This is a genomic window from Arthrobacter sp. T2-23, assembly GCF_055398325.1.
Genome location: NZ_AP027917.1, coordinates 745,284 through 768,595 on the forward strand (window position 1 = coordinate 745,284; position 23,312 = coordinate 768,595).

Below are 23,312 nucleotides of genomic sequence, written 5' to 3' on the forward strand. Positions count from 1 at the left end.
GCCCGTCCCCGGCACGTGACGGAACAGCAGCTCCCGCCACGCCCGATGCCGCAACACCAGGGTGCTAGGTCCGTGGTCCGCGGGCTTCGTCTTCGATGCCGGCCGGCACGCCGGCGGCCGCGATGAGGCGCAGCCGCTGGGTGGGGCGGGTCATTGCCACGTACAGATCCCCCACCTTGCCGTGCTCATGGTTGAGCATGGCAGACGGTTCCAGCACCACAACGCCGTCGAACTCCAGCCCCTTGGCCTCGCGGGGGCTGATCACCACGATGTCCTGCTCGTAGCTGCCGGCGCCGGTGCCGACGCGGCGGCCGTAGGCGCCGCGCAGGGCGGCGGTGGCTTCGGGCAGGAGTCCGCCGTCGGCAATCACCGCCAGCAGGCCGCCGTCGAGCGCGTCCAGCTCTTCGGGAAGGACCTCCAGGAGCCGGTCGACGATCGTGCCGGGCTCGACGCGGTCGATCACCGGCGACCAGCGGCCGTCCCGGACGGCCTTGGGGGCGGAGACGACGAGTCCGGCGGCGTTGGCCATCCTGGCTGCCGCCTCGGCGATCTGGGCGGGGGTGCGGTAATTGACGGTGAGTTCCTCGAGCTGCCAGCGGTCCCCGAACATCGGGGCCAGGGCGCTCTGCCAGGATTTGGCCCCGGCCACCGAGCTCGTCTGGGCGATGTCGCCGACGATCGTGAAGGACTTCAGCGGGCAGCGGCGCACCAGCAGCCGCCACTGCATCGGCGAAAGCTCCTGCGCCTCGTCCACCACAATGTGCCCGAAGGCCCAGGTCCGGTCGCTGGTGGCGCGCTCGGCCGCGGTCAGCCGACCCTCGCGTTCCTGGTTCTGGTCCACCAGTTCCTCGGCCGAGATCAGCACATCGACACCGGCGGTTTCCATATTGACCAGCGTCTGCTTGGCGTTGGCCAGGTCACGGGCACGGTCGTGTTCCTGCTGGGCCAGGCCGCGGCCGGCAGCCGGGTCCAGTTCACCAAGCAGTTCCGCGGCCTCGTCCAGCAGCGGCACGTCCGCCTCCGTCCACGGCGAACCGGCCGGCCGGAGCAGCAGGGCACGCTCGGCCGGGCTGAGGTTCGGGGTGCAGGCCTCCAGGATGGCTGGCTTGCTCAGCAGCTCCCCCACCAGCTGTTCCGGGGTCATCGGCATCCAGCACAGGTTCAGGGCCACGCGGACGTCCCGCGCCGAGCGGACGTCCTCGGCGAGGTAGGAGCGGTCGGCGTTGTTGCCGATGCTGCCGGCCTCGACCAGCTCGGTCATCTGCTCGGTCAATTCGCGCAGCAGGATCTTGACGAAGGAGACGCGGGCCTCGTTGTGCGGCTTCCCGGTGGCACGTGCCTTGTCCCGGGCACGGCGCACCTGCCGGGGGGTCAGCACAAGTTTGCGGCCGTCAACCTCGAGGATCCGGTTTACCGCCGGGATCCGCTGCCGGTTGGCGACGGCGTTGGCCACGACCTCGGCCATGTCGAGCCGGCCCTTGATCGCCGCGACATCGGCGTCGTCCTCGGCGACGGCGTGGACGCCGGGCATCAGCCGGCCCAGGCTGGCCATGACGACGCCGGTCTCACCCAGGGACGGCAGCACCCGTTCGATGTAGTTCATAAACGACGAGGACGGGCCCACCAGCAGCACGCCCGCCGTCTTGAGCCGGTCCCGGTGGGTGTAAAGCAGGTAGGCGGCACGGTGCAGGGCCACGGCGGTCTTGCCCGTGCCGGGGCCGCCCTGGACCACCAGCGCGCCGGAGATGGAGGAGCGGATGATCCGGTCCTGCTCGGACTGGATGGTGCCCACGATGTCCGACATCCGGCCGGTGCGCTTGGAATTCAGCGCGGCGAGCAGCGCCCCTTCGCCCTGCAGGGAGTCGTTGTCCGCCAGCAGGTCGGCGTCGAGCACGTCGTCCTCGATGGCCTTGACCTCGCGGCCCTGCAGGATCAGGTGCCGGCGGCGGCGAACGCCTTGCCGGTCGAAGGCTGTGGCCTGGTAGAAGTGGCCGGCCTCGGGGGCGCGCCAGTCCACCATCAGCCGCTGCAGGTCCTCGGTGGTCAGGCCGATGCGCCCGATGTACTGGGCCTCTCCGGAGTCCAGGTCGAGGCGGCCAAACACGAGGCGGTCGTCGACGGCGTCGAGCTGGGCGAGGCGGTCCTCGTAGAGTGCGGCAAACGCGTCCCGCTCCGAGACGTTCTGCATAGTGCCCACGGCGCCGGCGCGGCGGACCTGGGCCAGCTGGGCGCGCTTTTCCGCCCGCAGCTCATCCAGCCGGGCGTACAGGCCGGCCACATAGTCGCGTTCATGGGCCAAATCAGCGTCGTGCATCGAGCGTTCCCCTATCGAAAAAGACAGACCAACCATTCTACAGCGATTTCGGTGATCTCTCCCGAAATATGTCGGTTTTCTTCCGGCCGCACTTTTTCAGGCATTCTACCGAGGCGGCCGCCAGGGTCCAGCCAGTGGGTCCAGCCAGCGGTCCCGCCGTCCAGCCGGCGGGCGCCGCCGCCCGGCGTGCCCGGGTTAGAGGCTGAGCAGGGAGTGCACGCGGTGTCCGTCCAGGGCGTCCCGGCCCTTCAGTTCGCCAAGCTCCATCACCACGCCGACGCCGGCCACTTCGACGCCGCAGCGTGCGAACAGCCGTGCGGCGGCGCCCAGGGTGCCCCCGGTGGCGAGGACGTCGTCGAGGATCAGCACCCGGGTGCCCGGGGCCAGGTCCGCCCTGTGCAGTTCCAGGGTGGCGGTGCCGTACTCCAGCGAGTAGTCCTCCGAGACGACCTCGCGGGGCAGCTTGCCGGCCTTGCGGACGGTGACGACGCCGGTGTCCGTGGCGTAGGCGGCCGCCGCGGCCAGCAGGAAGCCGCGCGCTTCCACACCGGCGACGGCGTCGAACTGCCCGCGGAAGGGCTCCACCAGGGCATCCACCATGGCCTTGAGCGCGGCGCCGTCGGCGAAGACCGGGGTCAGGTCCTTGAAGACGATGCCCGGCTTGGGATAATCCGGGACCGTGGCGCACAGGCTGGCAATCAGCTCCTGCACCGGCACGCTGGTGGCGGCCTGCTGGCGGTGTTCTACTGGACTGGCTTGGGGTTCGCGTCGGCTTGGATTCACCCGTCCACCTTACGCGGTGGCGCCAAACCGCAGGCGGGGACCGGTCTGCACTGAGGCCACCCGGGCGTTGCCAACTGTTCATGCTGAGGGCGCCGTTTTTCCGTTTCCCAGGGCATTCCGCGGTGATTCAATACTGCAATGCAACACGAAATTGCCTTGTCCGGACACGGCGTTTGCGCGGTACCGCTCTCGCCGCGGCACGCGTCGGCGCTCTTTGACTTTGTGGATCCGGAGATGTGGGCCGGCATGGCCGCGCCCCGGCCGCTCGACGCGGCGGGGCTGGCCGATTTGTTCCGTGCGCGGCTGGAGGACCCGTCCGTGCTCCCGTTCGCCGTGGCGGACCAGCGGACCGGGGCGCTGCTGGGCACCACCTCGCTGTGCGACTACGTCCCCACGCAAGATCGGATCGAGATCGGCGGCACGTTCTTCGGCCGCCAGTTCTGGGGCAGCCACGTCAACGCGGCGAGTAAGACCATGCTGCTTGGTTACGCCTTCGAGGTGCTCGGAGTGCACCGCGTCGGCTTCCGCTGCGACGCCACGAACCTGCGCAGCGCCGCCGCGATCGAGCGCCTGGGCGCCCAGTTCGAGGGGGTCCTGCGCGGGCACCGGACCGCTCAGGACGGCGGGCGCTCGAATACCGCCGTCTTTTCGATCCTGGCCGGCGAGTGGCCCCGGGTGCGGGACGGCCTGCGGTCCCGGCTGGCTCCCTTTGAAGTTCCTGCCGGCTATGACGTTCGGACTTTCGCGGCCTTGTAACGGGAGACCGTCGGGTCCCCGCTGAGCCAAAAGCGCCAGGGGTAGTCATCGGTGCCGCCTGCGCCGGAGACTCCGACCCGGGGCCCGGAGCTGATACCCGACGCCGGTTCGTCCGGCAGCTCGAGCCGGAAGGGCGGCCCGAGCGCGTCGCGACCGCTGTCCGCCGTCGTCAGTCCCAGAGCGGTGGCGAAACGGGCGGGGCCACTGGCCAGGTCCTTCGGGGATTTCGACGTCGGGCGCCGGACCAGGGCCAGCTCCTCCCCCGCCACCACTTCGCCGGCGCGCAGCAGCAGGGCGGAGGCGACCCCCTCGGGGCCGCAGACGATGTTGGCGCAGTGGTGCATTCCATACGTGAAGTACACGTAGAGATGGCCCGCGGGGCCAAACATCGGGGCGTTCCGCCGGGTCTGGCCGCGGAACGTGTGCGAGCCGGGATCCGGATGGAGCGAGTCCTCCGGCCCCAGGTAGGCCTCCACCTCGGTGATCCGCACCGCCACCGGCCCGCCATGGCTCTCGTGCGTGAGCACCGCGCCGAGCAGCAGCGGCGCCACGGTGCGGGCGTCGGCGGACAGCAGCCCGCGCAGGGCCTCAGGGGTCAGCCGCGAATCCATCCTCCGACTTTAACAAACCCGCGGCGGCGGGCTGCGGCCAGGCCTCCACGGCCGTGTCCGATTTCCGCTAGCAGGGACTGGTTCGAAGCTGGCAGGATGGAGCCATGGACTTCTGGCAGCGCTACCGGGCAATCGACGCCCGGGACACCCGTTTCGACGGGCAGTTCTACACCGCTGTCCGGACCACTGGCATTTACTGCCGTCCTTCGTGCCCCGCCCGGACACCCAAGGCGGACAACGTCACGTTCTATGAAACGTCCGCTGCCGCACACGACGCCGGCTACCGGGCCTGCAAACGTTGCCTGCCCGAGGCCGTGCCGGGCACGCCGGCGTGGAACGTGCGCTCGGACATTGCGGGCCGGGCCATGCGGCTGATCAACGACGGCGTGATCAACCGCGACGGCGTCGAAGGGCTGGCGTCCCGGCTGGGCTACTCCTCGCGCCAGCTCAACCGGATCCTCAGCCACGAACTCGGCGCCGGTCCGCTGTCCCTGGCACGGGCCAGCCGCGTCCAGACCGCCCGGACACTTTTGGTCTCCACCCCGATGAAGGCCGCCGACATCGCTTTCGCCTCGGGGTTCAGCAGCGTGCGCCAGTTCAACGAGACCATCGCCGAGGTCTTTGCCATGACCCCCTCGGAGCTGCGGGCCACGGCCCGGCACCAGCACGCCCCGGGCCGGGCAGCGGTGTCCTCCACGGCCCTGATGCTGAATCTGCCCTACCGGGAACCGTTCGATCACGGCGTCTTCGAGTTCCTGGCCGTCCGTGCCATCCCCGGCATTGAGGAAGGCACGTCAACCTCCTACGCCCGGACGCTTCGGCTGGCCCACGGGGATGCCCGTTTCCGGGTGGAGTACTGCGCCGATGCTCCGGGACGCCCGATCAGGCTCAGCATTGGCGCCGTGGACCTACGGGACCTGGCCTCGCTGCTGAGCCGGGTCCGCCGTCTCTTGGACCTCGACGCTGACCCCGTCGCCATCGATGGGGCGCTGGGGCCCGATCCCCGCCTGGCGGCCAGCGTCGCAGCTGCGCCGGGGATGCGGATGCCCGGCGCCGTGGATCCTCAGGAGCTGTTGATCCGAGCCATGGTCGGCCAACAGATCACCGTGGCGGCAGCCAGGACGGCCCTGGTCCAACTCTCCGAGTGCGGCAGCGGAAGCCTGGTTCCCGCGGACGGACTGCACCGGATCTTCCCGACGCCGGCCGAAATCGCGGACACCGGATTCCAGTTGCTCCGCGGACCGCAGCGCAGGATCGATTCCATCCGCGGCGCCGCCGCGGCGATGGCCGCCGGCGAGCTGGATTTCGGCTACGGCGACGACCTGGCCGGGCTGCAGGCCAAGCTCCTGCCGCTGCCCGGCGTCGGACCGTGGACGGTGGGATATCTCGCGATGCGGGTGATCGGCGCGCCGGACGTGTTCCTGGCCAACGACGCCGCGGTCCGCAACGGCATCCGTTCACTGGCCGAGGCGGCCGCGCAGGATTCGCCGTCGCCGGATTCGATACCTCCGGATTCTCCCTCTCCTGATTCGCTCTCCCCCGATTTTCGGGAGCTCAGCCCCTGGCGCTCGTACGCCACCATGCACCTGTGGCGCGCGGCTGCCGCGGCCCAGTCCAGAGACCGGACCAGGCCGGTCCGCACCACATCAGCCCGGACCAGCACACCTGCCCCGAAGAAAGTAACGCAATGAACGCCCAGTTATTGACCATGGACACACCCGACGGCCCGTTCACCATCATCGCCCGCGACGGCGCCGTCCTGGCCTCCGGCTGGACCGCGGTGCCCGGCGAACTCACCGGCCAGATCCACGCGGAGCTGCTGCCGGGCGGCTACGAACCGGTCGCGGAGCTGGGCGGGATCTCGGCTGCCGTCGAGGAGTTCTACGCCGGCAACCCCGGGGCCGCCATGGAGGTCCCGGTGCTGCAGAAATCCGGGCCGTTCCGCAGCCACGCATGGGACATGCTGCGGACTGTTGCCGCGGGACATCCGGTGACCTACACCGAGTACGCGGAACTGTCGGGCAACGCCAGGGCTGTCCGGGCGGCGGCAAGTGCCTGCGCCTTCAATGCGGCCGCTTTGTTTGTGCCGTGCCACCGGGTGATCCGGACCGACGGGAGCCTGGGCGGCTTCCGCTGGGGACTGACGATTAAGGCGAGCCTGCTGGACCGCGAACGGCAGCTGGCCCTGGCCGCGCAGGCCTAATCAAGCACGCCTGCTTCGAGCGGGCCTACTTGGTCACGGGGACACCCGCGGGCCAGGGCAGCAGCGCCGGCAGCTCAACGCCGTCGGCTGCGGCCGTGGCGCGCAGGCTGCCCAGGGTGGGCGTCCGCCCGGCGAGCCACGCCGCGATGTCGGTGAGCATGCCGTTGATCACGGTCGAGCGCCCGCCCGCGGCGCCGAGAGCGACGGACGGCAGGCCGAGCGGCTGCAGCACGAATCTCTCCCCTCCGGGCACCCGGGCGGCGAGGAATTCGAAGAGGTGCTCGCAGAACGGCCGGCTCCAGGTCTCCGGGCCCCGGCCCGTGCCGAGGTCGGTGGCGTGGATGGTGAGTTCGCGCCAGAGTGCCAGGCCGCCGTCGAACACCACGCCGTCGCGGAAGGTGATCGGCGCCTGCCAGCCTTCCTCGTCGAGGTAGCCGAAGGCGGCCAGGGCGCGGTCGATGGCTGCCCCCACGGCGGCGCGGTGCTGCTCGGCGCTATGGCCGGCGGCCAGCTCGATGGCGCGGTTGCGGCCTTCGAAGCCGCCGTCGTAGAGCTCGATGCGTTCCCCGTGCGTGGAGTACTCCACCTGGCGGCCCATGGCGTTGGCGATCCCGGTCACGTGGGCCAGGACGTGCCCGCGGGTCCAGCCGGGCAGTTCCGACGGCGCGGCCACCGCGGCGTCGTCCAGGCTGGCGGCGATTCCGGTCACGACGTCGGCGGCGCGGCGGAGTTCTGCCAGTAGATTTTCTGGGGTAATGGAAGTCATGGCGCCCATCCTAACCGAGCCGTTTGATTAATCGAGATTAACCGGAGCCCCGCGCCGCGGACGCCGGGAGCTCCGCTTATTGCGGCCCGTAGCGGTGCCGGATGTGCCGGCGGTCGTGCCGTGCCTGCCAGAATTCGAGCTCCCTCGGACGCAGCGCGTAAAGCTGCCAGGCTGAGTTCTCGCTCCCGTCGGCGCCGGGCCGGGCGCGCCAGTCAGCCGCGGACGCCGCCGCGGAGAGCTCCACGACCTCCCCGGCCACGCGGACCTGCCGGCCCTGCTGCTGCCAGAAGAAGTTCAACGCGGCGTTCGGGTTGGCGCTCAGCTCCCGGCCCTTGCGGGACTCACGGGAGGTGGCGAAATGCCAGCCGTCAGCGTCAATGTCCTTGAGGATCAGCATCCGCGAGGACGGCCGGCCGTGTTCATCGGCCGTGGCGAGACTGCCGGCGTTGGGCTGCGGGACCCCGGCGGCCAGCGCTTCGGCGAGCCACTGCCGGAACAGTTCCGCGGGGTCCTCGGGCGCCGCCTCCGGGTCAAAGTCCGGGAGAACGTCCGGGAAATCGGGCAGGGCACGCAGGAACTGGCGGAACGATTCGCTCATGCACCCAGCCTAAGCGCCGCGAGATGACCCTTCGCGGCAGTGTTTACGAAAAACATTGCCGCGAAGGGTCCCCACCCGCCCCCTAACCTCGCAAGCTCGGTCAGGGGACCCTGCGGGCGTGGGCAGGCCCCGTCTCGCGGTGTCGAAGTCCTACCCGGCGTACCCGCGCACGGCGTCGAGCTCCGCCTCGAGCGCCAGCAGCTGGCGTTCGACGGCGGCCGGCGCGGTGCCGCCCTGCGAGTTCCGGCTGTTGAGCGAGCCCTCGGTGGACAGGACCGTGCGGACCTCCGGCGTCAGGTGCTCCGAGATGGCAGCGTATTCCTCATCCGTCAGGTCCCAGAGTTCGACGTCGCGGCTTTCCGCCTGCTTCACGGCGGCGCCGGAGAGCTCGTGCGCCTCACGGAACGGCACGCCCTGGCGGACCAGCCATTCGGCGATGTCCGTGGCCAGGGCAAAGCCCTGGGGTGCCAGCGATTCCATCCGCTCGGTGTTGAACTTCAGCGTCGCGATCATGCCGGACACGGCCGGAAGCAACAGCTCCAGGGTGTCGGCGGCGTCGAAGACCGGTTCCTTGTCCTCCTGCAGGTCGCGGTTGTACGCGAGCGGCAGGCCCTTGAGGGTGGCGAGCAGACCGGTGAGGTCGCCGATCAGCCGGCCGGCCTTGCCGCGGGCCAGCTCGGCCACGTCCGGGTTCTTCTTCTGCGGCATGATCGAGGAGCCGGTGGAGTAGGAATCGTGCAGGGTCACGAAGGAGAACTCCTTGGTGGCCCACAGGATCACTTCCTCGGAAACCCGGGACAGGTCCACGCCGATCATGGCCGAGACCCAGGCGAACTCGGCGAAGACATCGCGGGAGGCGGTGCCGTCGATCGAGTTGTGCGTGGCCGAGTTGAAGCCCAGGTCCGCCGCGACGGCCTCCGGGTCCAGGCCGAGCGAGGATCCGGCGAGGGCACCGGAGCCGTAGGGGGACACCGCCGCCCGCTTGTCCCAGTCCGCCAGCCGCTGCACATCGCGCAGCAGCGCCCAGGCGTGGGCCAGCAGGTGGTGGCTGAGCAGGACCGGCTGGGCGTGCTGCAGGTGGGTGCGGCCCGGCATGGCCACGCCCTGGTGGGCCTTGGCCTGGCCGATCAGGGCGTCGATCGTGGCAAGCACGCCGCGGGCGATGATCCGGGCATGGTCGCGCAGGAACATCCGGCCCAGGGTGGCAACCTGGTCGTTGCGCGACCGGCCGGCGCGGAGCTTGCCGCCGAGCTGGGTGCCGGCGCGCTCGATCAGGCCGCGCTCCAGCGAGCCGTGCACGTCCTCGTCCGACTCGGCCGGGGTGTACGCCCCCGATGCCACGTCCGCGTCCAGCCGGTCCAGGGCGTCGAGCATGCCCGCCAGTTCGGCGTCGTCCAGCAGGCCGGACGTGTGCAGCACGCGGGCGTGCGCCTTGGACCCGGCGATGTCGTAGCGGGCCAGCCGCCAGTCAAAGTGCGTGGACTTGCTCAGCGCGGCGAGGGCGTCCGCGGGGCCGCCGGCGAACCGGCCGCCCCACAGCGCACCCGTGTTGGTCGCCTCCGATTTTTGCTCAGCCACAGAGACTACTTCCCCGCGACGCGGATGTCGCGGCCGGAGGCAACCTTGGCGGACATGCCCCACAGCTCGATGAAGCCTCGGGCCATCGACTGGTCGAAGGTGTCGCCGGTGTCGTAGGTGGCGAGATCGAAGTCGTAGAGCGAGGTCTCCGAGCGGCGTCCGTTAACGATCGCCTGGCCGCCGTGCAGGACCATGCGGATGTCACCGGAGACGTAGCGCTGCGTGTCCATGATGAAGGCGTCCAGGGAGCGCTTGAGCGGGGAGAACCACTGGCCGTCGTAGACCAGTTCGGCCCAGCGCTGGCCGACGGTCGCCTTGAAGCGGGCCTGCTCGCGCTCGATCGTGATGTCCTCGAGGTGCTTGTGCGCGGTGATCAGCGCCATCGCACCGGGGGCCTCGTAGATTTCGCGGGACTTGATGCCGACGAGGCGGTCCTCGACGACGTCGATCCGGCCGACGCCCTGGGCGCCGGCGCGGCGGTTGAGTTCCTTGATGGCCTGCAGCGGGGTGACCTTGACGCCGTCGATCGCGACCGGGATGCCGGCTTCGAAGGAGATGGTGACTTCATCCGGGGCCGGCGGGAATTCCGGGGTGGCGGTGTAGTCGTAGATGTCCTTGGTGGGGGCATTCCAGATGTCCTCGAGGTAGCCGGTTTCGACGGCGCGGCCCCAGACGTTCTGGTCGATCGAGTACGGGTTCTTCTTGGTGGTCTCGATCGGCAATCCCTTTTCCTCGGCGAAGGCAATGGCCTTGTCGCGGGTCAGGGCGAGGTCGCGGACCGGGGCGATGCACTTCAGGTCCGGGCCCAGGGTCTGGATGCCGACCTCGAAGCGGACCTGGTCGTTGCCCTTGCCGGTGCAGCCGTGCGCCACGGTGGTGGCGCCGAATTCGCGGGCGGCCTTGACCAGGTGCTTGACGATCACCGGGCGGGAGATGGCGGAGACCAGGGGGTAGTGGCCCTGGTAGAGGGCGTTGGCCTGCAGCGTGGGCATGCAGTATTCATTGGCGAACTCATCCGACGCGTCGGCCACGTAGGCCTCGACGGCGCCGCAGCCGAGGGCACGCTGGCGGATGGTCTCCAGCGACTCGCCGCCCTGTCCGACGTCGACCGCCACGGCAATGACCTCGGCGCCGGTTGCTTCTCCGATCCAGCCGATGGCTACGGAAGTATCCAGGCCACCGGAGTAGGCCAGCACAATACGCTCAGTCACTTCAAATGCTCCTTAGTTGTTGGGTTCTTGGTTGTCTGTTGGAAGTTGTCAGTAAGTTCATTGGCCGGCCTCTTCGGCCAGCTGCAGGAAGCGGGCGGCGACGGCGGCGCCACCGGCTGGGTCGCGGGTGACCAGCAGCACGGTGTCGTCCCCGGCGATGGTGCCGAGGATCGAGGGCATCACCGAGTGGTCGATCGCGAGGGCCAGGAAGTTCGCGGCACCCGGCGGGGTCCGGAGCACCACGAGGTTCGCGGACGCCTCGGCCGTGACGAGCAGTTCGCCGCAGAGCCGCGCGAGGCGGGCGTCGAGGATTTCCTGGGTCACCCCGCTCTTGGCGCCGCGTTCGCCGCCCTCCCCCGGCACGGCGTAGACGAGCACGCCATCCTTGCCGCGGACCCGGACGGCGCCGAGCTCCACGAGGTCGCGGGACAGCGTCGCCTGGGTGACCTGGACGCCGTCGTCCGCGAGCAGCGCCGCGAGCTCCGCCTGGGAGCGGACGGACTCGCCGGTGAGGATCGCGGTGATCCGTGCCTGCCGGGCCGTTTTGGTGGCCGGACTGGCCCCCTGGGCGGCGGGCTGGACGGACATCAGTCCAGCCCGTCCACCGGCGCGAGCCCGTCCACCGGCGCGAGCCCGTCCACCGGCGCGAGCCCGTCAACAACGGCCAGGCCGGAGCGGTGCATGAGCCACGCCATCAGGGCCTTCTGGGCATGGAGCCGGTTCTCGGCCTCGTCCCAGACCACGGACTGCGGGCCGTCGATCACGCCGGCGGCAATTTCGTAGCCGCGGTAGGCGGGCAGGCAGTGCAGCACGACGGCGTCGGAAGCGGCGAGCTTCATCGCGGCCTCGTCGACGGAGTAGTTGCGGAACAGCTGCAGCCGCGCTTCCTTCTCGTCCTCCTGGCCCATCGACACCCAGGTGTCGGTGGCTACGACGTCGGCACCCCGGAGCGCCTCGGCGGCGTCGACCGTGACGAGCACCGAGCCGCCGGTCTGGGCGGCGCGCTCCTCGGCGGCGGCGACGATCTCGGCGGCGGGCAGGTAGCCCTCCGGGCCGGCGATGCGCACGTGCATGCCGGCGGTGACGCCGGCCAGCAGGTAGGAGTTGGCCATGTTGTTGGCCGCGTCGCCGAGGTAGCTCATGGTCAGGCCCGCCAGCTCGCCCTTGTGCTCTTTGACGGTCAGCAGGTCGGCCAGAAGCTGGCAGGGGTGGTAGTCGTCGCAGAGGGCGTTGATGACCGGAACTCGGGAGTTTTCCGCCATCGCGACGAGGCCGGCGTGCGCGCCGGTCCGCCACACGATGGTGGAGACCATGCGCTCGAGGACCTTGGCGGTGTCCTCGACCGACTCCTTGTGGCCGATCTGGGCCTCGCCCGGGTTGATGATGAGCGCGTTGCCGCCCATGTCCGCGATGCCGGTGGCGAAGGAGACGCGGGTGCGGGTGGATGTTTTGTCGAAGATCACGGCCACGGTCTTGCGTCCGCTGCCCTCCGCGGCGAAGGGCTGGACGCTGTACGGCGCGGCCTTCATCCGGACGGCGAGGTTCAGGACCTCGGCCTGCTCTGCCGGGGTGAGGTCCGTGTCCTTGAGGAAGTGGCGGGTGGTCACAGGTGCAGTCACTGGGCGTCCTTTGCGGTCTGGAGGAGGGCGGGCAGCGCGGCGAGGAAGCGGTCGGCCTGCTCCTTGGAAAGGATCAGCGGCGGCGCGAGCCGGATGGTGCGCGGTCCGGGGCTGTTGACGATAAACCCGGCGTCGAGTCCCGCGGTGACGACGGCGGGGGCGACGTCGGCGTCGAGGTCGAAACCGATCAGCAGTCCTTCGCCGCGCACCTCGGTGACGCCGTCGATCGCGGCGAGGCCGGAGCGCAGGTGCTCCCCCACCTTCCGGACGTGGGCCAGCACCTGCTGGCTTTCCAGCACGTGCAGGGTGGCCAGTGCCGCCGCGGTGGCCACCGGGTTTCCGCCAAAGGTCGTCCCGTGCTGGCCGGCGGACAGCAGGGCGGACACCTCCGGGCCAAAGGTGAGCAGTGCGCCGATCGGGAACCCGCCGCCGAGGCCCTTGGCAAGGGTCACCGCGTCGGGGACGATCCCGGCGTCCTCGCTGGCCAACCACTTGCCGGTACGTCCGATGCCGGTCTGGACCTCGTCCAGGATCAGCAGCGCTCCGGCCGCGGTAGTGGCCTCGCGGGCCGCCTGCAGGTAGCCGGCGGGCAGCGGGCGGACGCCCGCTTCGCCCTGGATCGGTTCGAGGAAAACGGCGGCGGTGGTGTCGTCGATCGCGGCGCGCAGCGCCTCGATGTCGCCGAACGGCACGTGCACGACGCCGCCGGGCAGCGGCGCGAACGGTGCCCGGTAGGCCTCCTTGGAGGTCAGTGCCAGGGCGCCCATGGTGCGGCCATGGAAGGCGCCCTCGAGGGCGATGATTTTGGTGCGGGGCGCGTCCAGCGAGCCGGCGTTCCGCCGGGCCAGCTTGAACGCCGCCTCGACGGCCTCGGTGCCGGAGTTGGCGAAGAACACCCTGGACCCGGCCGGCGCGTTGCTGATCTCCAGCAGCTTCTCGGCCAGGGCCACCTGCGTGGGGCTGGTGAAGAAGTTGGAGACGTGGCCCAGGGTGGCGAGCTGGCTGGAGATCACGGAGGTGACGAACGGGTGTGCGTGGCCGAGCGCGTTCACAGCGATCCCGCCGAGCAGGTCCAGGTACTCCTGGCCGTCGGCGTCCCAGACGAGGCAGCCGGCGCCGCGCACCAGGACGCGCTGCGGGGTGCCGAACACGCCGAGCAGCGCCGAGGAATAGCGGGACAGCCACTGCGCGCCACTGGCGTGGCCGTGCGGCTCGACGATTTCGGTTAGTTCGGGTGACGCTTCAATTTGGTTCATTTGTTTTCCTCGTCGGGGACGACCTGTGTGCCGATGCCGGCGGTCGTGAAGGTTTCCAGCAGCATCGAGTGCGGCAGGCGCCCGTCCACGATGTGCGCGCGTTCAACGCCGTCGTCGATGGCTTTCAGGCAGGCCGCCATCTTCGGGATCATGCCCGACTCCAGCCGGGGCAGCATCTCGCGCAGCTCCGAGGCCGTCAGGGAGGAGATCAGCGAGGAGCGGTCCGGCCAGTTGGCGTAGAGGCCTTCGACGTCGGTGAGGATAACCAGTTTGGAGGCGCCCAGGGCGGACGCGACGGCGGCGGCGGCGGTGTCCGCGTTGACGTTGAGCACTTGGCCGGTGGTGGAGCCGTCGTCGTGGATTTCCGGCGCGACGGTCGAGATCACCGGGATCCGGCCGGCCGCGATGATGTCCAGGATGCCTTCGGGGTTCACGCCGACGACTTCGCCGACGAGGCCCAGGTCCACCTCTTCGCCGTCGACCACGGTGCCGGTCCGGACCGCGCGCAGCAGGCCGCCGTCCTCGCCGGACATGCCGACGGCGTAGGGGCCGTGCGAGTTGATCAGGCCTACCAGTTCGCGGCCCACCTGGCCGGTGAGGACCATGCGGACCACGTCCATGGCTTCGGGCGTGGTGACGCGCAGGCCGCCCTTGAACTCGGATTCGATGCCGAGCCGGCTGAGCATGGCGTTGATCTGCGGGCCGCCGCCGTGCACCACGACAGGGTGGATGCCCACGTGGTGCAGGAAGACGACGTCCTCGGCGAAGGCGCGGCGGAGCTCGTCGTTGACCATGGCGTTGCCGCCGTACTTGATCACCATGGTGGTTCCGGCGAAGCGCTGGATCCAGGGCAGCGCCTCGATCAGGGTGCCGGCCTTGCCCCGGGCATCTGCCATGGAGGTGGTTTCGCGGGTCTGCGTGTTCATGCTGTTCGTCCCTGCTGTTGTTTGTCCCTTCGGGCGGATTAGCTGGAGTAGGCGCTGTTTTCGTGGACGTAGTCGTGCGTGAGGTCGTTGGTCCAGATCGTCGCCTCGGCGGCCCCGGCCTGCAAGTCGATCTCGACGAGGACTTCGCGCGGTTCCAGGTCCACGAGGTTGCGGTCGTCGCCTATGCTGCCGTTGCGGCAGATCTGCACGCCGTTCATTGACACATTGAGCTGGTCCGGTTCGAAGGCCGCGTCGGTGGTGCCGACGGCGGAGAGCACCCGGCCCCAGTTCGGGTCCTTGCCGAAGATCGCCGTCTTGAAGAGGTTGGAGCGGGCCACGGCACGGCCGACCACTTCGGCGTCCTTTTCGCTGGCGGCGTTGAAGGTGCGGATGGCAATGTCATGGCTGGCGCCCTCGGCGTCGCCGATCAGCTTGCGGGCCAGGTCGGCGCAGACCTGGGTGAGGCCCTTGCCGAAGTCGGCCGCGGACGGGGCGGCGCCCGAGGCGCCCGAGGCAAGCAGCACCACGGTGTCGTTGGTGGACATGCAACCGTCCGAGTCGGCCCGGTCAAAGGTGACGCGGGTGGCGTCGCGGAGCGCAACGTCGAGCAGTTCGGGCTGCACGTCCGCGTCCGTGGTGAGGACGACGAGCATGGTGGCCAGACCCGGGGCGAGCATGCCTGCGCCCTTGGCCATGCCGCCGATGGTGAACTCCCTGCCCTCGGCATCGGTGCCGGTGAAGAGCGCCTGCTTGGAGACCGAGTCGGTGGTCATGATCGCGGTGGCAGCTGCCGGGCCGCCGTCGGCGCTCAGCTCCCCGGCCGCGACGCTGATGGCCGGGACCAGCTTGTCCATCGGAAGCTGCTCGCCGATCAGGCCGGTGGAGCAGACGAAAATGTCCGTCGCGGAAGCGCCAAGGGCCTCGGCGGTCTTTTCCGCGGTGGTGTGGGTGTTTTGGAAGCCCTGCGGACCGGTGCAGGCGTTGGCGCCGCCGGAATTGAGGATGACGGCGTCCACGCGGCCGTCCTTGATGACCTCGCGGGACCAGTGCACGGGAGCTGCGGCCACCCGGTTGGAGGTGAAGACGGCGGCGGCGGCCTTGTTGGGGCCGTCGTTGACCACAAGGGCCAGGTCCGGGTTTCCGGAGGCCTTGAGGCCGGCCTTGACGCCGGCGGCGCGGAATCCCTGGGGGGCGGTGATGCTCACGGTGCGACTCCCTGCAGTTCGAGGCCGGCGGTTTCCGCCAGGCCGAGGGCAATGTTCATGGACTGCACGGCGCCGCCGGCGGTCCCCTTGGTGAGGTTGTCGATGGCGCAGGTGACGATCACGCGGCCGGCGCGGGCGTCGAGGGCCAGCTGCATCACGGCGTGGTTGGAGCCCTGTACGGACTTGGTGGAGGGCCACTGGCCTTCCGGCAGCAGATGGACGAACGGCTCCTCGTCGTAGGCCTCGGCCCACGCGCGGCGCAGTTCCTCGGCAGTCACGCCCGGGCGTACCTTCGCCGTGGCGGTCGTGAGGATGCCGCGGCTCATCGGGGCCAGGGTGGGCGTGAAAGAGACGGTGACCGGGGCATTCAGTGCCTTGGAGAGGCCCTGCTCGATCTCCGGGGTGTGCCGGTGCCCGCCGCCGACGCCGTAGGGGCTCATCGAGCCCATCACCTCGGCGCCGATCAGGTTCACCTTCGCGGCTTTGCCGGCCCCGGAGGTGCCGGACGCGGAAACGATCACGACGTCGTCGGCCTGGAGCAGGTGGTTGCTGAAGCCCGGGGTGAGGGCCAGCAGTGCCGACGTCGGGTAGCAGCCGGGCACGGCGATCCGCTTGGCGCCGCGGAGAGCCTCACGCTGGCCCGGAAGTTCGGGCAGGCCGTAGGGCCAGGTACCGGCGTGCGGCGAGCCGTAGAACGTCTCCCACGCCGCCGGGTCCTCCAGCCGGTGGTCCGCGCCGGCGTCGATCACCACGGTACCTTCCGGCAGCTGCGCTGCGATCGCCGCGGACGCGCCGTGCGGCAGCGCGAGGAACACGACGTCGTGTCCGGCGAGGTTCTCCACGGTTGTGTCCTCGAGGATCCGGTCCGCCAGACCATGGAGATGCGGCTGCAATTCCCCTAGTCTGGAACCGGCGTTGCTGTGGGCGGTGATGGCGCCGATGGTGACGTCGGGATGGCCGGCCAGGAGCCTCAGGACCTCGCCGCCGGCGTAGCCGCTTGCACCGGAGACGGCAACAGAAATAGTCATAGCCCCGAGTATACAGCAAGACTATGCATAGAACCCGATATTTATGCATGCGGTTGACCGCGCCCTGCGCCCCCGGCCCTCACTGCGCCAACCGCCCGCGTATGCTGGGTAGAGGGTGATCCAGACCGTGCCGCTGCAAATGTCAGCTGCAGCGTTGCCCGTAACAGTTACGAGGCATGCGTTCCATGACCCCCACCACCACACTTTCCGCCGAAAAACCGGCGCGCCCGCAACCGCGGGTCCGGCAACCGAACACCGTCGTCCTGAGCTATTCCGAGCTGCTGAAGCGCGTCAAGGCCGAAGGCCTGCTGGAACGCCGCACCGGGTTCTACCTCACGGTGTTTTCCGTTTTGGCCCTGCTGATGACCGCCACCTGGTTCGGGTTCGCCCTGATCGGTGACAGCTGGTTCCAGCTCCTGATCGCCGCCGCCCTGGGCATCCTCTGCACCCAGCTGAGCTTCCTGGCCCACGAGGCCGGGCACCGGCAGATCTTCGCCTCACGCCGCGCCAACGACTGGGCCGCGCGGCTGCTCGCCACCTCCGTGGCCGGCATCAGCTACTCCTGGTGGGAGCAAAAGCACGGCGCGCACCACAACCACCCCAACGTCATCTCCAAGGACCCGGACATCGCCACCGGCGCGATCGCCTTCTTCCCGGAAGCCGCCGCTACCCGGCAGGGGCGGTTCTCCTTCCTGACCCGCAAGCAGGGCTGGTTCTTCTTCCCGCTGCTGTTCCTGGTCGGCCTGGGCCTGCAGATCGATTCGGTCAGGTTCATCTTCCAGCGCGCCAAGGTCACGCACCGCTGGGTGGAGATCCCCATTCTCGTGGCCCGCCTGAGCGTGCTGCCAGTCCTCGCCTTCACGTTCCTGCCCTTGGGCATGGCGTTTGCCTTCATCGGTGTGCAACTCGCCGTCTTCGGCTTCTACATGGGCGCCTCCTTCGCACCGAACCACAAGGGCATGCCGGTGCTGCCCGCGGACAGCCGGGTGGACTTCTTCAGCCGCCAGGTCCTGACCTCGCGAAACATCTCCGGCGGCCGCTTTATGGACATCCTGCTCGGTGGCCTCAACCGCCAGGCCGAGCACCACCTCTTCCCGGACATGGCGCGCCCGCAGCTGGATAAGGCGGCAGTGATCGTCCGCGAGTTCTGCGCCAAGCACCAGGTCCCGTATACCGAAACCACGCTGCTTCAGTCCTATGGCATCATCGTGCGCTACCTCAACGACGTCGGCCTCGCGGCGGGCCGTCACTTCGAATGCCCGATGGCCACCGTTACCCGCCGTTACTAGCCTCCTGCCGGGCATGGTTCGCCCGGCGCTGCCCTGTCCCTAGGATGGTCTCAGGATCCGGGCCGAGAAACCCTTCTCCCCCGGAGCGCTGATAATTCGGTGCGCTGATGAATCGCAGCGCTGCACTTCAGAAGGAGACACATGACGCACGCAATTGTGGCCCGGCAGTCCGGCGGACCCGAAGTCCTCGAACTGGCAGAAGTCGACCGTCCCGTTCCGGGCCCCGGCCAGCTGCTGATCAAGGTCGCCGCCGTGGGCGTGAACTTCATCGACACCTACAAGCGCAGCGGCGTCTACAAGGTGCAGTATCCTTTCACCCCGGGTTCCGAGGCCTCCGGAACCGTGGAGGAAACCGGCGACGGCGTGACCGGCTTCTTTGCCGGTGACCGGGTGGCGACGGCCGAGGGCGTCAACTGCTACGCCGGGTACGCCCTCGTGGACGCGGACAAGGCGCTGCCGGTGCCGCGCGGCGTCGACGACTTCACCGCTGCCGCGCTCCCCCTGCAGGGCATCACCGCGCACTACCTGATCAACTCCTCCTTCAAGGTGCAGGCGGGCCACACGGTGCTGCTGCACGCCGGCGCCGGCGGAGTCGGCCTGCTCCTGATCCAGCTGCTCAAGGCCCGGGGCGCGAACGTCATCACCACGGTCTCCACCGACGAGAAGGAAGCGCTGGCCCGCGAAGCCGGCGCCGACCACGTGCTGCGTTACGAGGGCTTCGCCCCCAAGGTCCGCGGACTGACCGGCGGCGCCGGCGCGCACGTGGTGTACGACGGCGTCGGGAAGGACACCTTCGACGGATCGCTGGCTGCCCTCCGGATCCGCGGCACGCTGGTGCTCTTCGGCGCGGCCTCGGGTCCGGTGCCGCCGTTCGACCCGCAGCGGTTGAACGCCGGGGGCTCGCTGTACTTGACCCGGCCGACGATCACGCACTTCCTCCGGGACGCACAGGAACGCCGCTGGCGCTCCGACGAGCTCTTCGCCGCCGTGGCGGACGGCAGCCTCAAGGTCCGGATCGGCGCCCGCTACGACCTCGCCGACGCCGCCACGGCCCACACCGACCTGGAGCAGCGGCGCACCACCGGCAAGGTCATCCTGGTCCCTTGATCCCGCACGGGAGCGACGCCGAATTCTTCCGTTCATCTGCCCCGAGGAGAATCACGCTGTGATCGAGCAGCCACCGCCCGCCGGCGGAACTCCCCCGGCCAGCCCCGCCTACCAGCCGCAACTGCCGGGCGCCTTCGCTGCACCGCCGGAACGGACGCTGATTGATGTCCTGCAGGAGACTGCCGCCCGCTTCCCCGACGCCTCCGCGCTCGACGACGGCCACCGGTCGCTCAGCTATGCCCAGCTGATGGACGAGGTCCGCGCCGCCGCGCGGAAACTGCATCTCGCCGGGCTCGGCGCCGGCGACAAGATCGGCGTCCGGATCCCTTCGGGCACCAACGAGCTCTACATCTCGATCCTGGCCGTGATGTTCGTCGGGGCGGCGTACGTTCCGGTGGACGCGGACGACCCCGACGAGCGCGCCAAACTGGTGTTCGGCGAGGCCCGCGTCTCTGGCATCCTGCGCGCCGGCGGAACCATCGTCGCGGATACCGGCCGCCCCCGGCCGTTCCCGGCCGCCAGGCAGCCGGTCACCGCCGACGACGCCTGGGTCATCTTTACCTCCGGATCCACCGGCACCCCCAAAGGCGTCGCGGTGCGGCACAGCTCAGCGGCCGCGTTCGTCGACGCCGAGGCGCGGATCTTCCTGCAGGCCGAGCCGGTCGGGCCCCAGGACCGGGTGCTGGCCGGACTCTCCGTGGCCTTCGACGCCTCCTGCGAGGAAATGTGGCTCGCGTGGCGGCACGGGGCATGCCTGGTTCCGGCGCCCCGGGCCCTGGTCCGGACCGGAATGGACCTCGGCCCCTGGCTGATCAACCACGGCATCACCGTGGTGTCCACGGTGCCCACCCTCGCCGCGCTGTGGCCCGCCGAGTCACTGGAAAGCGTCCGGTTGCTGATCTTCGGCGGCGAGGCCTGCCCGCCCGAACTCGCCGAACGCCTCGCCGTGGACGGACGCGAGGTTTGGAACACCTACGGGCCCACCGAGGCCACCGTCGTCGCCTGCGCCGCGCGGCTGGGCGGGCCGGGACCGGTCCGGATCGGGCTGCCGCTGGACGGCTGGGACCTCGCCGTCGTCGGCTCCGACGGGGTGCCGGTCGCCGAGGGCGGCATCGGGGAGCTGATTATCGGCGGCGTCGGGCTCGCCCGCTACCTCGATCCGGCCAAGGACGCGGAAAAGTATGCTCCGCTGCCGGCCCTGGGCTGGTCCCGCGCTTACCGCTCCGGCGACCTGGTCCGCTACGAACGGGAGGGCCTGATCTTCGTCGGCCGCGCCGACGAACAAGTCAAACTCGGCGGCCGCCGGATCGAGCTCGGCGAGATCGACGCCGCGCTCCAGTCCCTGCCCGACGTCGCCGGCGCGGCGGCGGCAGTCCGCACGACGGCGGCCGGGAACCAGGTGCTGGTCGGTTACCTTTCCCCGGTCGACGGCCGCGAGCTGGACCTCCCGGCTGCGCGGGCCCTGCTCGCTTCCAGCCTGCCCGCCCCGCTGATCCCGCTGCTCACCGTTGTGGACGCCCTGCCGACCAAAACCAGCGGCAAGGTGGACCGGCATGCCCTGCCGTGGCCGCTGGCCGGGGCCGGCGCCGCGGACGCCGAGTCGGCGCCGTTGAACCTGCCCGACGACGCCCGCTGGATCGTCGAACAGTGGAGTGCCGTGCTGGGCGGGCCCGTAGCGGACCTGGACGCCGACTTCTTCGCCTTCGGCGGCGGTTCCCTGGCCGCGGCCCAGCTCGTCTCCGCCCTTCGGGTCCGCTACCCGACGATCACGGTGGCGGACATCTACGCCACACCCCGGATCGGCGCCTTGATCGACGCCGCGCGCCAGTCCCTGCCGGAGGGCGGGGCCGCCGCTGCCGGCGAGCGGTCCGTGCGTCCCACCTCCCGCCGCGCCCAATGGGCCCAGACGCTGCTGGGTGTTCCGCTGCATATCCTCGTCGGCATGCGCTGGCTGACGTACCTGATGGTGGCAAACAACCTGCTGTCGTCCCTGGCCGGTTTCACCGCGGCGCCGACGGTGTCCTGGTGGTGGGTGGCGGCGTCCTGGCTGGTGTTCGTGAGCCCCGCGGGGCGGATGGCGATCTCGGTCGCCGCGGCACGGCTCCTGCTGCGCAACGTCGCCGCGGGAAGCTACCCCCGCTCAGGCAAGGTCCACCTGCGCCTGTGGCTGGCCGAGCAGATCCAGGATCTCGCGGGCGCTATCAGCCTGGCCAGCGCGCCGTGGGTGCCGTACTACGCCCGGGCCCTCGGCGCCACCATCGGCACCAACGTCCAGCTCCACTCGCTGCCGCCGGTCACGGGAATGCTTTCGCTCGGCAACGGCTGCAACATCGAACCCGAGGTCGATCTCTCCGGCTGGTGGATCGACGGCGACTCGGTCCACATCGGCGCGATCCGCATCGGCGCCGGGGCCGTCGTCGGCGCCCGCAGTACCCTCATGCCCGGCGCGAGCATCGGTGCCGGGGCGCAGGTGGAACCGGGCTCCGCTGTCCTCGGCCGGGTCAAGGCCGGTCACTTGGTCGCCGGGTCCCCCGCGGAACGCCGGGGCAAGGCAAAACAAGGCTGGCCGGACACCCCTCCGGAGCACCACCTGATCGGCCGGCTCTGGTTTGCCGGCTTTGCCTCCGCCTCCGCCGTGCTGGCCCTGATCCCTTACGTGTCCGCCGCGGCCGCCGCGCTGGTGATGTTCGGCTTCATCCAGGGCCGGGACTCACTGGCCGAGGCCCTGCCGCAGCTGACCGTGTCGCTCCCGCTGGCCGCCCTGGCGTGGTTTGGCACAAACATCTTGCTGGTCCTCGCCAGCACGCGGCTCCTCGGGATCGGCCTGCGCGCCGGCTATTACCGGGTGCGCAGCCGGATCGGCTGGCAGGTCTGGGCCACGGAGCGGGTCCTCGACCTGGCCCGCGACCTGCTCTTTCCGGTCTATGCCAGCCTCTTCACGCCTGTCTGGCTGCGGCTGCTCGGCGCCAGGATCGGCAGGAACGTGGAGGCGTCCACGGTGTTGCTGATCCCGAAGATGACGACCGTGGGCGAGGGCGCCTTCCTGGCCGATGACACGTTGATCGCGTCCTACGAGCTCGGCGGCGGCTGGATGCGGATCGCGCCGGCAAAGGTGGGGAAACGCTCCTTCCTCGGCAACTCCGGGATGACGGCCGCGGGACGGAACGTCCCCAAGAACTCCCTCGTGGCCGTGCTCTCCGCGACCCCTGCCAAGGCGAAGTCCGGCACCTCCTGGCTGGGCAGCCCGCCGGTGCGGCTGCGACGGACCGCCATCGCCTCCGACGACACGCGCACCTTCCAGCCGCCGAGGCGGCTAAAGCTGGCGCGTGCCCTGTGGGAACTCTGCCGCTTTGTCCCGGTGATGCTCACCGTCGCCGTGGCCGCCGGCGTGCTCGTGGCCCTGGACTGGCTGGCGGGCACCTTCAACTACGCGGTGGCGGCGCTCCTGGGCGGTGTAGTGGTCCTGCTCGCCGGCGCCGTCGCCGCCGGAAGCGCCGTCGTCGCCAAGTGGCTCCTGGTGGGACGCATCCGCCCCGGCGAGCACCCGCTCTGGAGCTCCTTCATCTGGCGGAACGAGGTGGTGGACACCTTCATCGAGATGGTCAGCGCCCCATGGTTCGCGCGGGCCGCGTCCGGCACTCCTGCGCTGGTGTGGTGGCTGCGCGCCCTCGGCGCCAAGATCGGGGCCGGAACGTGGTGCGAAAGCTACTGGCTCCCCGAGGCGGACCTTGTCACCCTGGGCCGCAGCGCCACGGTCAACCGCGGCTGCGTGGTCCAGACCCATCTGTTCCACGACCGGGTCATGAGCATCGACACTGTTACCCTCGAAGACGGGGCCACGATGGGCCCGCACGGAGTGATCCTGCCGCGCGCCCGGATCGGCAACGGGGGCACGGTCGGCCCTGCATCACTGGTGATGAGGGGTGAAACGGTGCCGGCCGCCACGTACTGGATGGGAAATCCGGTCAGCCCGTGGGGCGGCCCGGACGTTCCGGCGCCCAAGCCGAAGTAGCCCCGCCCCGTCCGTGCAGGACACACCGAGAGCACCACGCCCACCGCAAC

General features: G+C 70.0%; 19 protein-coding genes. 6 read left to right on the forward strand and 13 right to left on the reverse strand.

The window, feature by feature from the left end; all coding sequences use genetic code 11:
• Nucleotides 1-64: 64 nt before the first annotated feature.
• Together ACZ5Z0_RS03425 and ACZ5Z0_RS03430 are read right to left on the reverse strand one after the other, a co-directional pair.
• A complete protein-coding gene (locus ACZ5Z0_RS03425; protein WP_464109889.1) occupies nt 65-2,314 on the reverse strand; it encodes a HelD family protein in 2,250 nt (749 codons plus the stop codon).
• 195 nt (nt 2,315-2,509) lie between these two features.
• Complete coding sequence (locus tag ACZ5Z0_RS03430; RefSeq protein WP_464110701.1) at nt 2,510-3,031, reverse strand: adenine phosphoribosyltransferase; 522 nt, start codon at nt 3,029-3,031, stop codon at nt 2,510-2,512.
• A gap of 204 nt (nt 3,032-3,235) precedes the next feature.
• On the opposite strand from ACZ5Z0_RS03430, the gene ACZ5Z0_RS03435 reads away from it, so the two are divergent.
• On the forward strand, nt 3,236-3,853 hold the full coding sequence (locus ACZ5Z0_RS03435) for a GNAT family N-acetyltransferase (protein ID WP_464109890.1): 618 nt from the start codon (nt 3,236-3,238) through the stop codon (nt 3,851-3,853).
• Here the strand turns inward: ACZ5Z0_RS03435 and ACZ5Z0_RS03440 are convergent.
• Nucleotides 3,823-4,464 carry a DNA-3-methyladenine glycosylase gene (locus ACZ5Z0_RS03440; RefSeq protein ID WP_464109891.1) on the reverse strand — a complete coding sequence of 214 codons (642 nt, stop codon included), beginning with the start codon at nt 4,462-4,464 and terminating at the stop codon, nt 3,823-3,825. The two genes, ACZ5Z0_RS03435 and ACZ5Z0_RS03440, sit on opposite strands and share 31 nt — an antisense overlap.
• Nucleotides 4,465-4,568: 104 nt before the next feature.
• On the opposite strand from ACZ5Z0_RS03440, the gene ACZ5Z0_RS03445 reads away from it, so the two are divergent.
• Together ACZ5Z0_RS03445 and ACZ5Z0_RS03450 are read left to right on the forward strand one after the other, a co-directional pair.
• Complete coding sequence (locus ACZ5Z0_RS03445) at nt 4,569-6,155, forward strand: DNA-3-methyladenine glycosylase 2 family protein (protein ID WP_464109892.1); 1,587 nt, start codon at nt 4,569-4,571, stop codon at nt 6,153-6,155.
• The gene (locus ACZ5Z0_RS03450; RefSeq protein WP_464109893.1) at nt 6,152-6,667 is read left to right on the forward strand and encodes a methylated-DNA--[protein]-cysteine S-methyltransferase; all 516 of its coding nucleotides are present in this window, start codon (nt 6,152-6,154) and stop codon (nt 6,665-6,667) included. Before ACZ5Z0_RS03445 ends, ACZ5Z0_RS03450 begins: the two co-directional genes overlap by 4 nt.
• A gap of 25 nt (nt 6,668-6,692) precedes the next feature.
• Here the strand turns inward: ACZ5Z0_RS03450 and ACZ5Z0_RS03455 are convergent, their stop codons facing one another.
• From ACZ5Z0_RS03455 to argC, 10 genes are all read right to left on the reverse strand, one after another.
• Nucleotides 6,693-7,433 (reverse strand): maleylpyruvate isomerase family mycothiol-dependent enzyme, encoded by a 741-nt coding sequence (locus ACZ5Z0_RS03455; protein ID WP_464109894.1) that lies wholly within the window; start codon nt 7,431-7,433, stop codon nt 6,693-6,695.
• Between the two features lie 76 nt (nt 7,434-7,509).
• Nucleotides 7,510-8,031 carry a pyridoxine/pyridoxamine 5'-phosphate oxidase gene (locus ACZ5Z0_RS03460; protein WP_464109895.1) on the reverse strand — a complete coding sequence of 174 codons (522 nt, stop codon included), beginning with the start codon at nt 8,029-8,031 and terminating at the stop codon, nt 7,510-7,512.
• Between the two features lie 150 nt (nt 8,032-8,181).
• Nucleotides 8,182-9,609 (reverse strand): argininosuccinate lyase, encoded by a 1,428-nt coding sequence (gene argH, locus ACZ5Z0_RS03465; RefSeq protein WP_138769701.1) that lies wholly within the window; start codon nt 9,607-9,609, stop codon nt 8,182-8,184.
• Between the two features lie 5 nt (nt 9,610-9,614).
• Nucleotides 9,615-10,820: an argininosuccinate synthase gene (locus ACZ5Z0_RS03470; RefSeq protein WP_138769702.1), complete on the reverse strand. Its 1,206-nt coding sequence runs from the start codon at nt 10,818-10,820 to the stop codon at nt 9,615-9,617.
• A gap of 57 nt (nt 10,821-10,877) precedes the next feature.
• A complete protein-coding gene (locus tag ACZ5Z0_RS03475) occupies nt 10,878-11,408 on the reverse strand; it encodes an arginine repressor (protein WP_138769703.1) in 531 nt (176 codons plus the stop codon).
• Nucleotides 11,408-12,439, reverse strand: coding sequence for an ornithine carbamoyltransferase (argF, locus tag ACZ5Z0_RS03480; RefSeq protein WP_464109896.1), 1,032 nt, complete (start codon nt 12,437-12,439; stop codon nt 11,408-11,410). The genes ACZ5Z0_RS03475 and argF overlap by 1 nt, the downstream gene beginning before the upstream one ends.
• The gene (locus tag ACZ5Z0_RS03485; RefSeq protein ID WP_464109897.1) at nt 12,436-13,695 is read right to left on the reverse strand and encodes an acetylornithine transaminase; all 1,260 of its coding nucleotides are present in this window, start codon (nt 13,693-13,695) and stop codon (nt 12,436-12,438) included. The genes argF and ACZ5Z0_RS03485 overlap by 4 nt, the downstream gene beginning before the upstream one ends.
• Nucleotides 13,692-14,621: an acetylglutamate kinase gene (gene argB / locus ACZ5Z0_RS03490; protein ID WP_464109898.1), complete on the reverse strand. Its 930-nt coding sequence runs from the start codon at nt 14,619-14,621 to the stop codon at nt 13,692-13,694. The genes ACZ5Z0_RS03485 and argB overlap by 4 nt, the downstream gene beginning before the upstream one ends.
• Before the next feature lie 38 nt (nt 14,622-14,659).
• The gene (gene argJ / locus ACZ5Z0_RS03495; RefSeq protein ID WP_464109899.1) at nt 14,660-15,826 is read right to left on the reverse strand and encodes a bifunctional glutamate N-acetyltransferase/amino-acid acetyltransferase ArgJ; all 1,167 of its coding nucleotides are present in this window, start codon (nt 15,824-15,826) and stop codon (nt 14,660-14,662) included.
• On the reverse strand, nt 15,823-16,854 hold the full coding sequence (gene argC, locus ACZ5Z0_RS03500; RefSeq protein WP_464109900.1) for an N-acetyl-gamma-glutamyl-phosphate reductase: 1,032 nt from the start codon (nt 16,852-16,854) through the stop codon (nt 15,823-15,825). Before argC ends, argJ begins: the two co-directional genes overlap by 4 nt.
• Nucleotides 16,855-17,039: 185 nt before the next feature.
• On the opposite strand from argC, the gene ACZ5Z0_RS03505 reads away from it, so the two are divergent.
• The 3 genes from ACZ5Z0_RS03505 (at nt 17,040) to ACZ5Z0_RS03515 (ending at nt 23,262) form a co-directional block, all read left to right on the forward strand.
• Nucleotides 17,040-18,143 carry a fatty acid desaturase family protein gene (locus tag ACZ5Z0_RS03505; protein WP_464110702.1) on the forward strand — a complete coding sequence of 368 codons (1,104 nt, stop codon included), beginning with the start codon at nt 17,040-17,042 and terminating at the stop codon, nt 18,141-18,143.
• Nucleotides 18,144-18,284: 141 nt separating this feature from the next.
• Complete coding sequence (locus tag ACZ5Z0_RS03510) at nt 18,285-19,250, forward strand: quinone oxidoreductase family protein (protein WP_464109901.1); 966 nt, start codon at nt 18,285-18,287, stop codon at nt 19,248-19,250.
• 58 nt (nt 19,251-19,308) lie between these two features.
• Nucleotides 19,309-23,262, forward strand: coding sequence for a Pls/PosA family non-ribosomal peptide synthetase (locus ACZ5Z0_RS03515; protein WP_464109902.1), 3,954 nt, complete (start codon nt 19,309-19,311; stop codon nt 23,260-23,262).
• The last annotated feature ends 50 nt before the right edge of the window (nt 23,263-23,312 follow it).

Coding starts and splice junctions, on each gene's coding strand:
- ACZ5Z0_RS03425 (WP_464109889.1), bottom strand. CDS start 2,314: ATGCACGACGCTGATTTGGCCCATGAACGCGACTATGTGGCCGGCCTG.
- ACZ5Z0_RS03435 (WP_464109890.1), top strand. CDS start 3,236: ATGCAACACGAAATTGCCTTGTCCGGACACGGCGTTTGCGCGGTACCG.
- ACZ5Z0_RS03440 (WP_464109891.1), bottom strand. CDS start 4,464: ATGGATTCGCGGCTGACCCCTGAGGCCCTGCGCGGGCTGCTGTCCGCC.
- ACZ5Z0_RS03445 (WP_464109892.1), top strand. CDS start 4,569: ATGGACTTCTGGCAGCGCTACCGGGCAATCGACGCCCGGGACACCCGT.
- ACZ5Z0_RS03450 (WP_464109893.1), top strand. CDS start 6,152: ATGAACGCCCAGTTATTGACCATGGACACACCCGACGGCCCGTTCACC.
- ACZ5Z0_RS03455 (WP_464109894.1), bottom strand. CDS start 7,433: ATGACTTCCATTACCCCAGAAAATCTACTGGCAGAACTCCGCCGCGCC.
- ACZ5Z0_RS03460 (WP_464109895.1), bottom strand. CDS start 8,031: ATGAGCGAATCGTTCCGCCAGTTCCTGCGTGCCCTGCCCGATTTCCCG.
- ACZ5Z0_RS03475 (WP_138769703.1), bottom strand. CDS start 11,408: ATGTCCGTCCAGCCCGCCGCCCAGGGGGCCAGTCCGGCCACCAAAACG.
- ACZ5Z0_RS03485 (WP_464109897.1), bottom strand. CDS start 13,695: ATGAACCAAATTGAAGCGTCACCCGAACTAACCGAAATCGTCGAGCCG.
- argB (WP_464109898.1), bottom strand. CDS start 14,621: ATGAACACGCAGACCCGCGAAACCACCTCCATGGCAGATGCCCGGGGC.
- argC (WP_464109900.1), bottom strand. CDS start 16,854: ATGACTATTTCTGTTGCCGTCTCCGGTGCAAGCGGCTACGCCGGCGGC.
- ACZ5Z0_RS03505 (WP_464110702.1), top strand. CDS start 17,040: ATGACCCCCACCACCACACTTTCCGCCGAAAAACCGGCGCGCCCGCAA.
- ACZ5Z0_RS03510 (WP_464109901.1), top strand. CDS start 18,285: ATGACGCACGCAATTGTGGCCCGGCAGTCCGGCGGACCCGAAGTCCTC.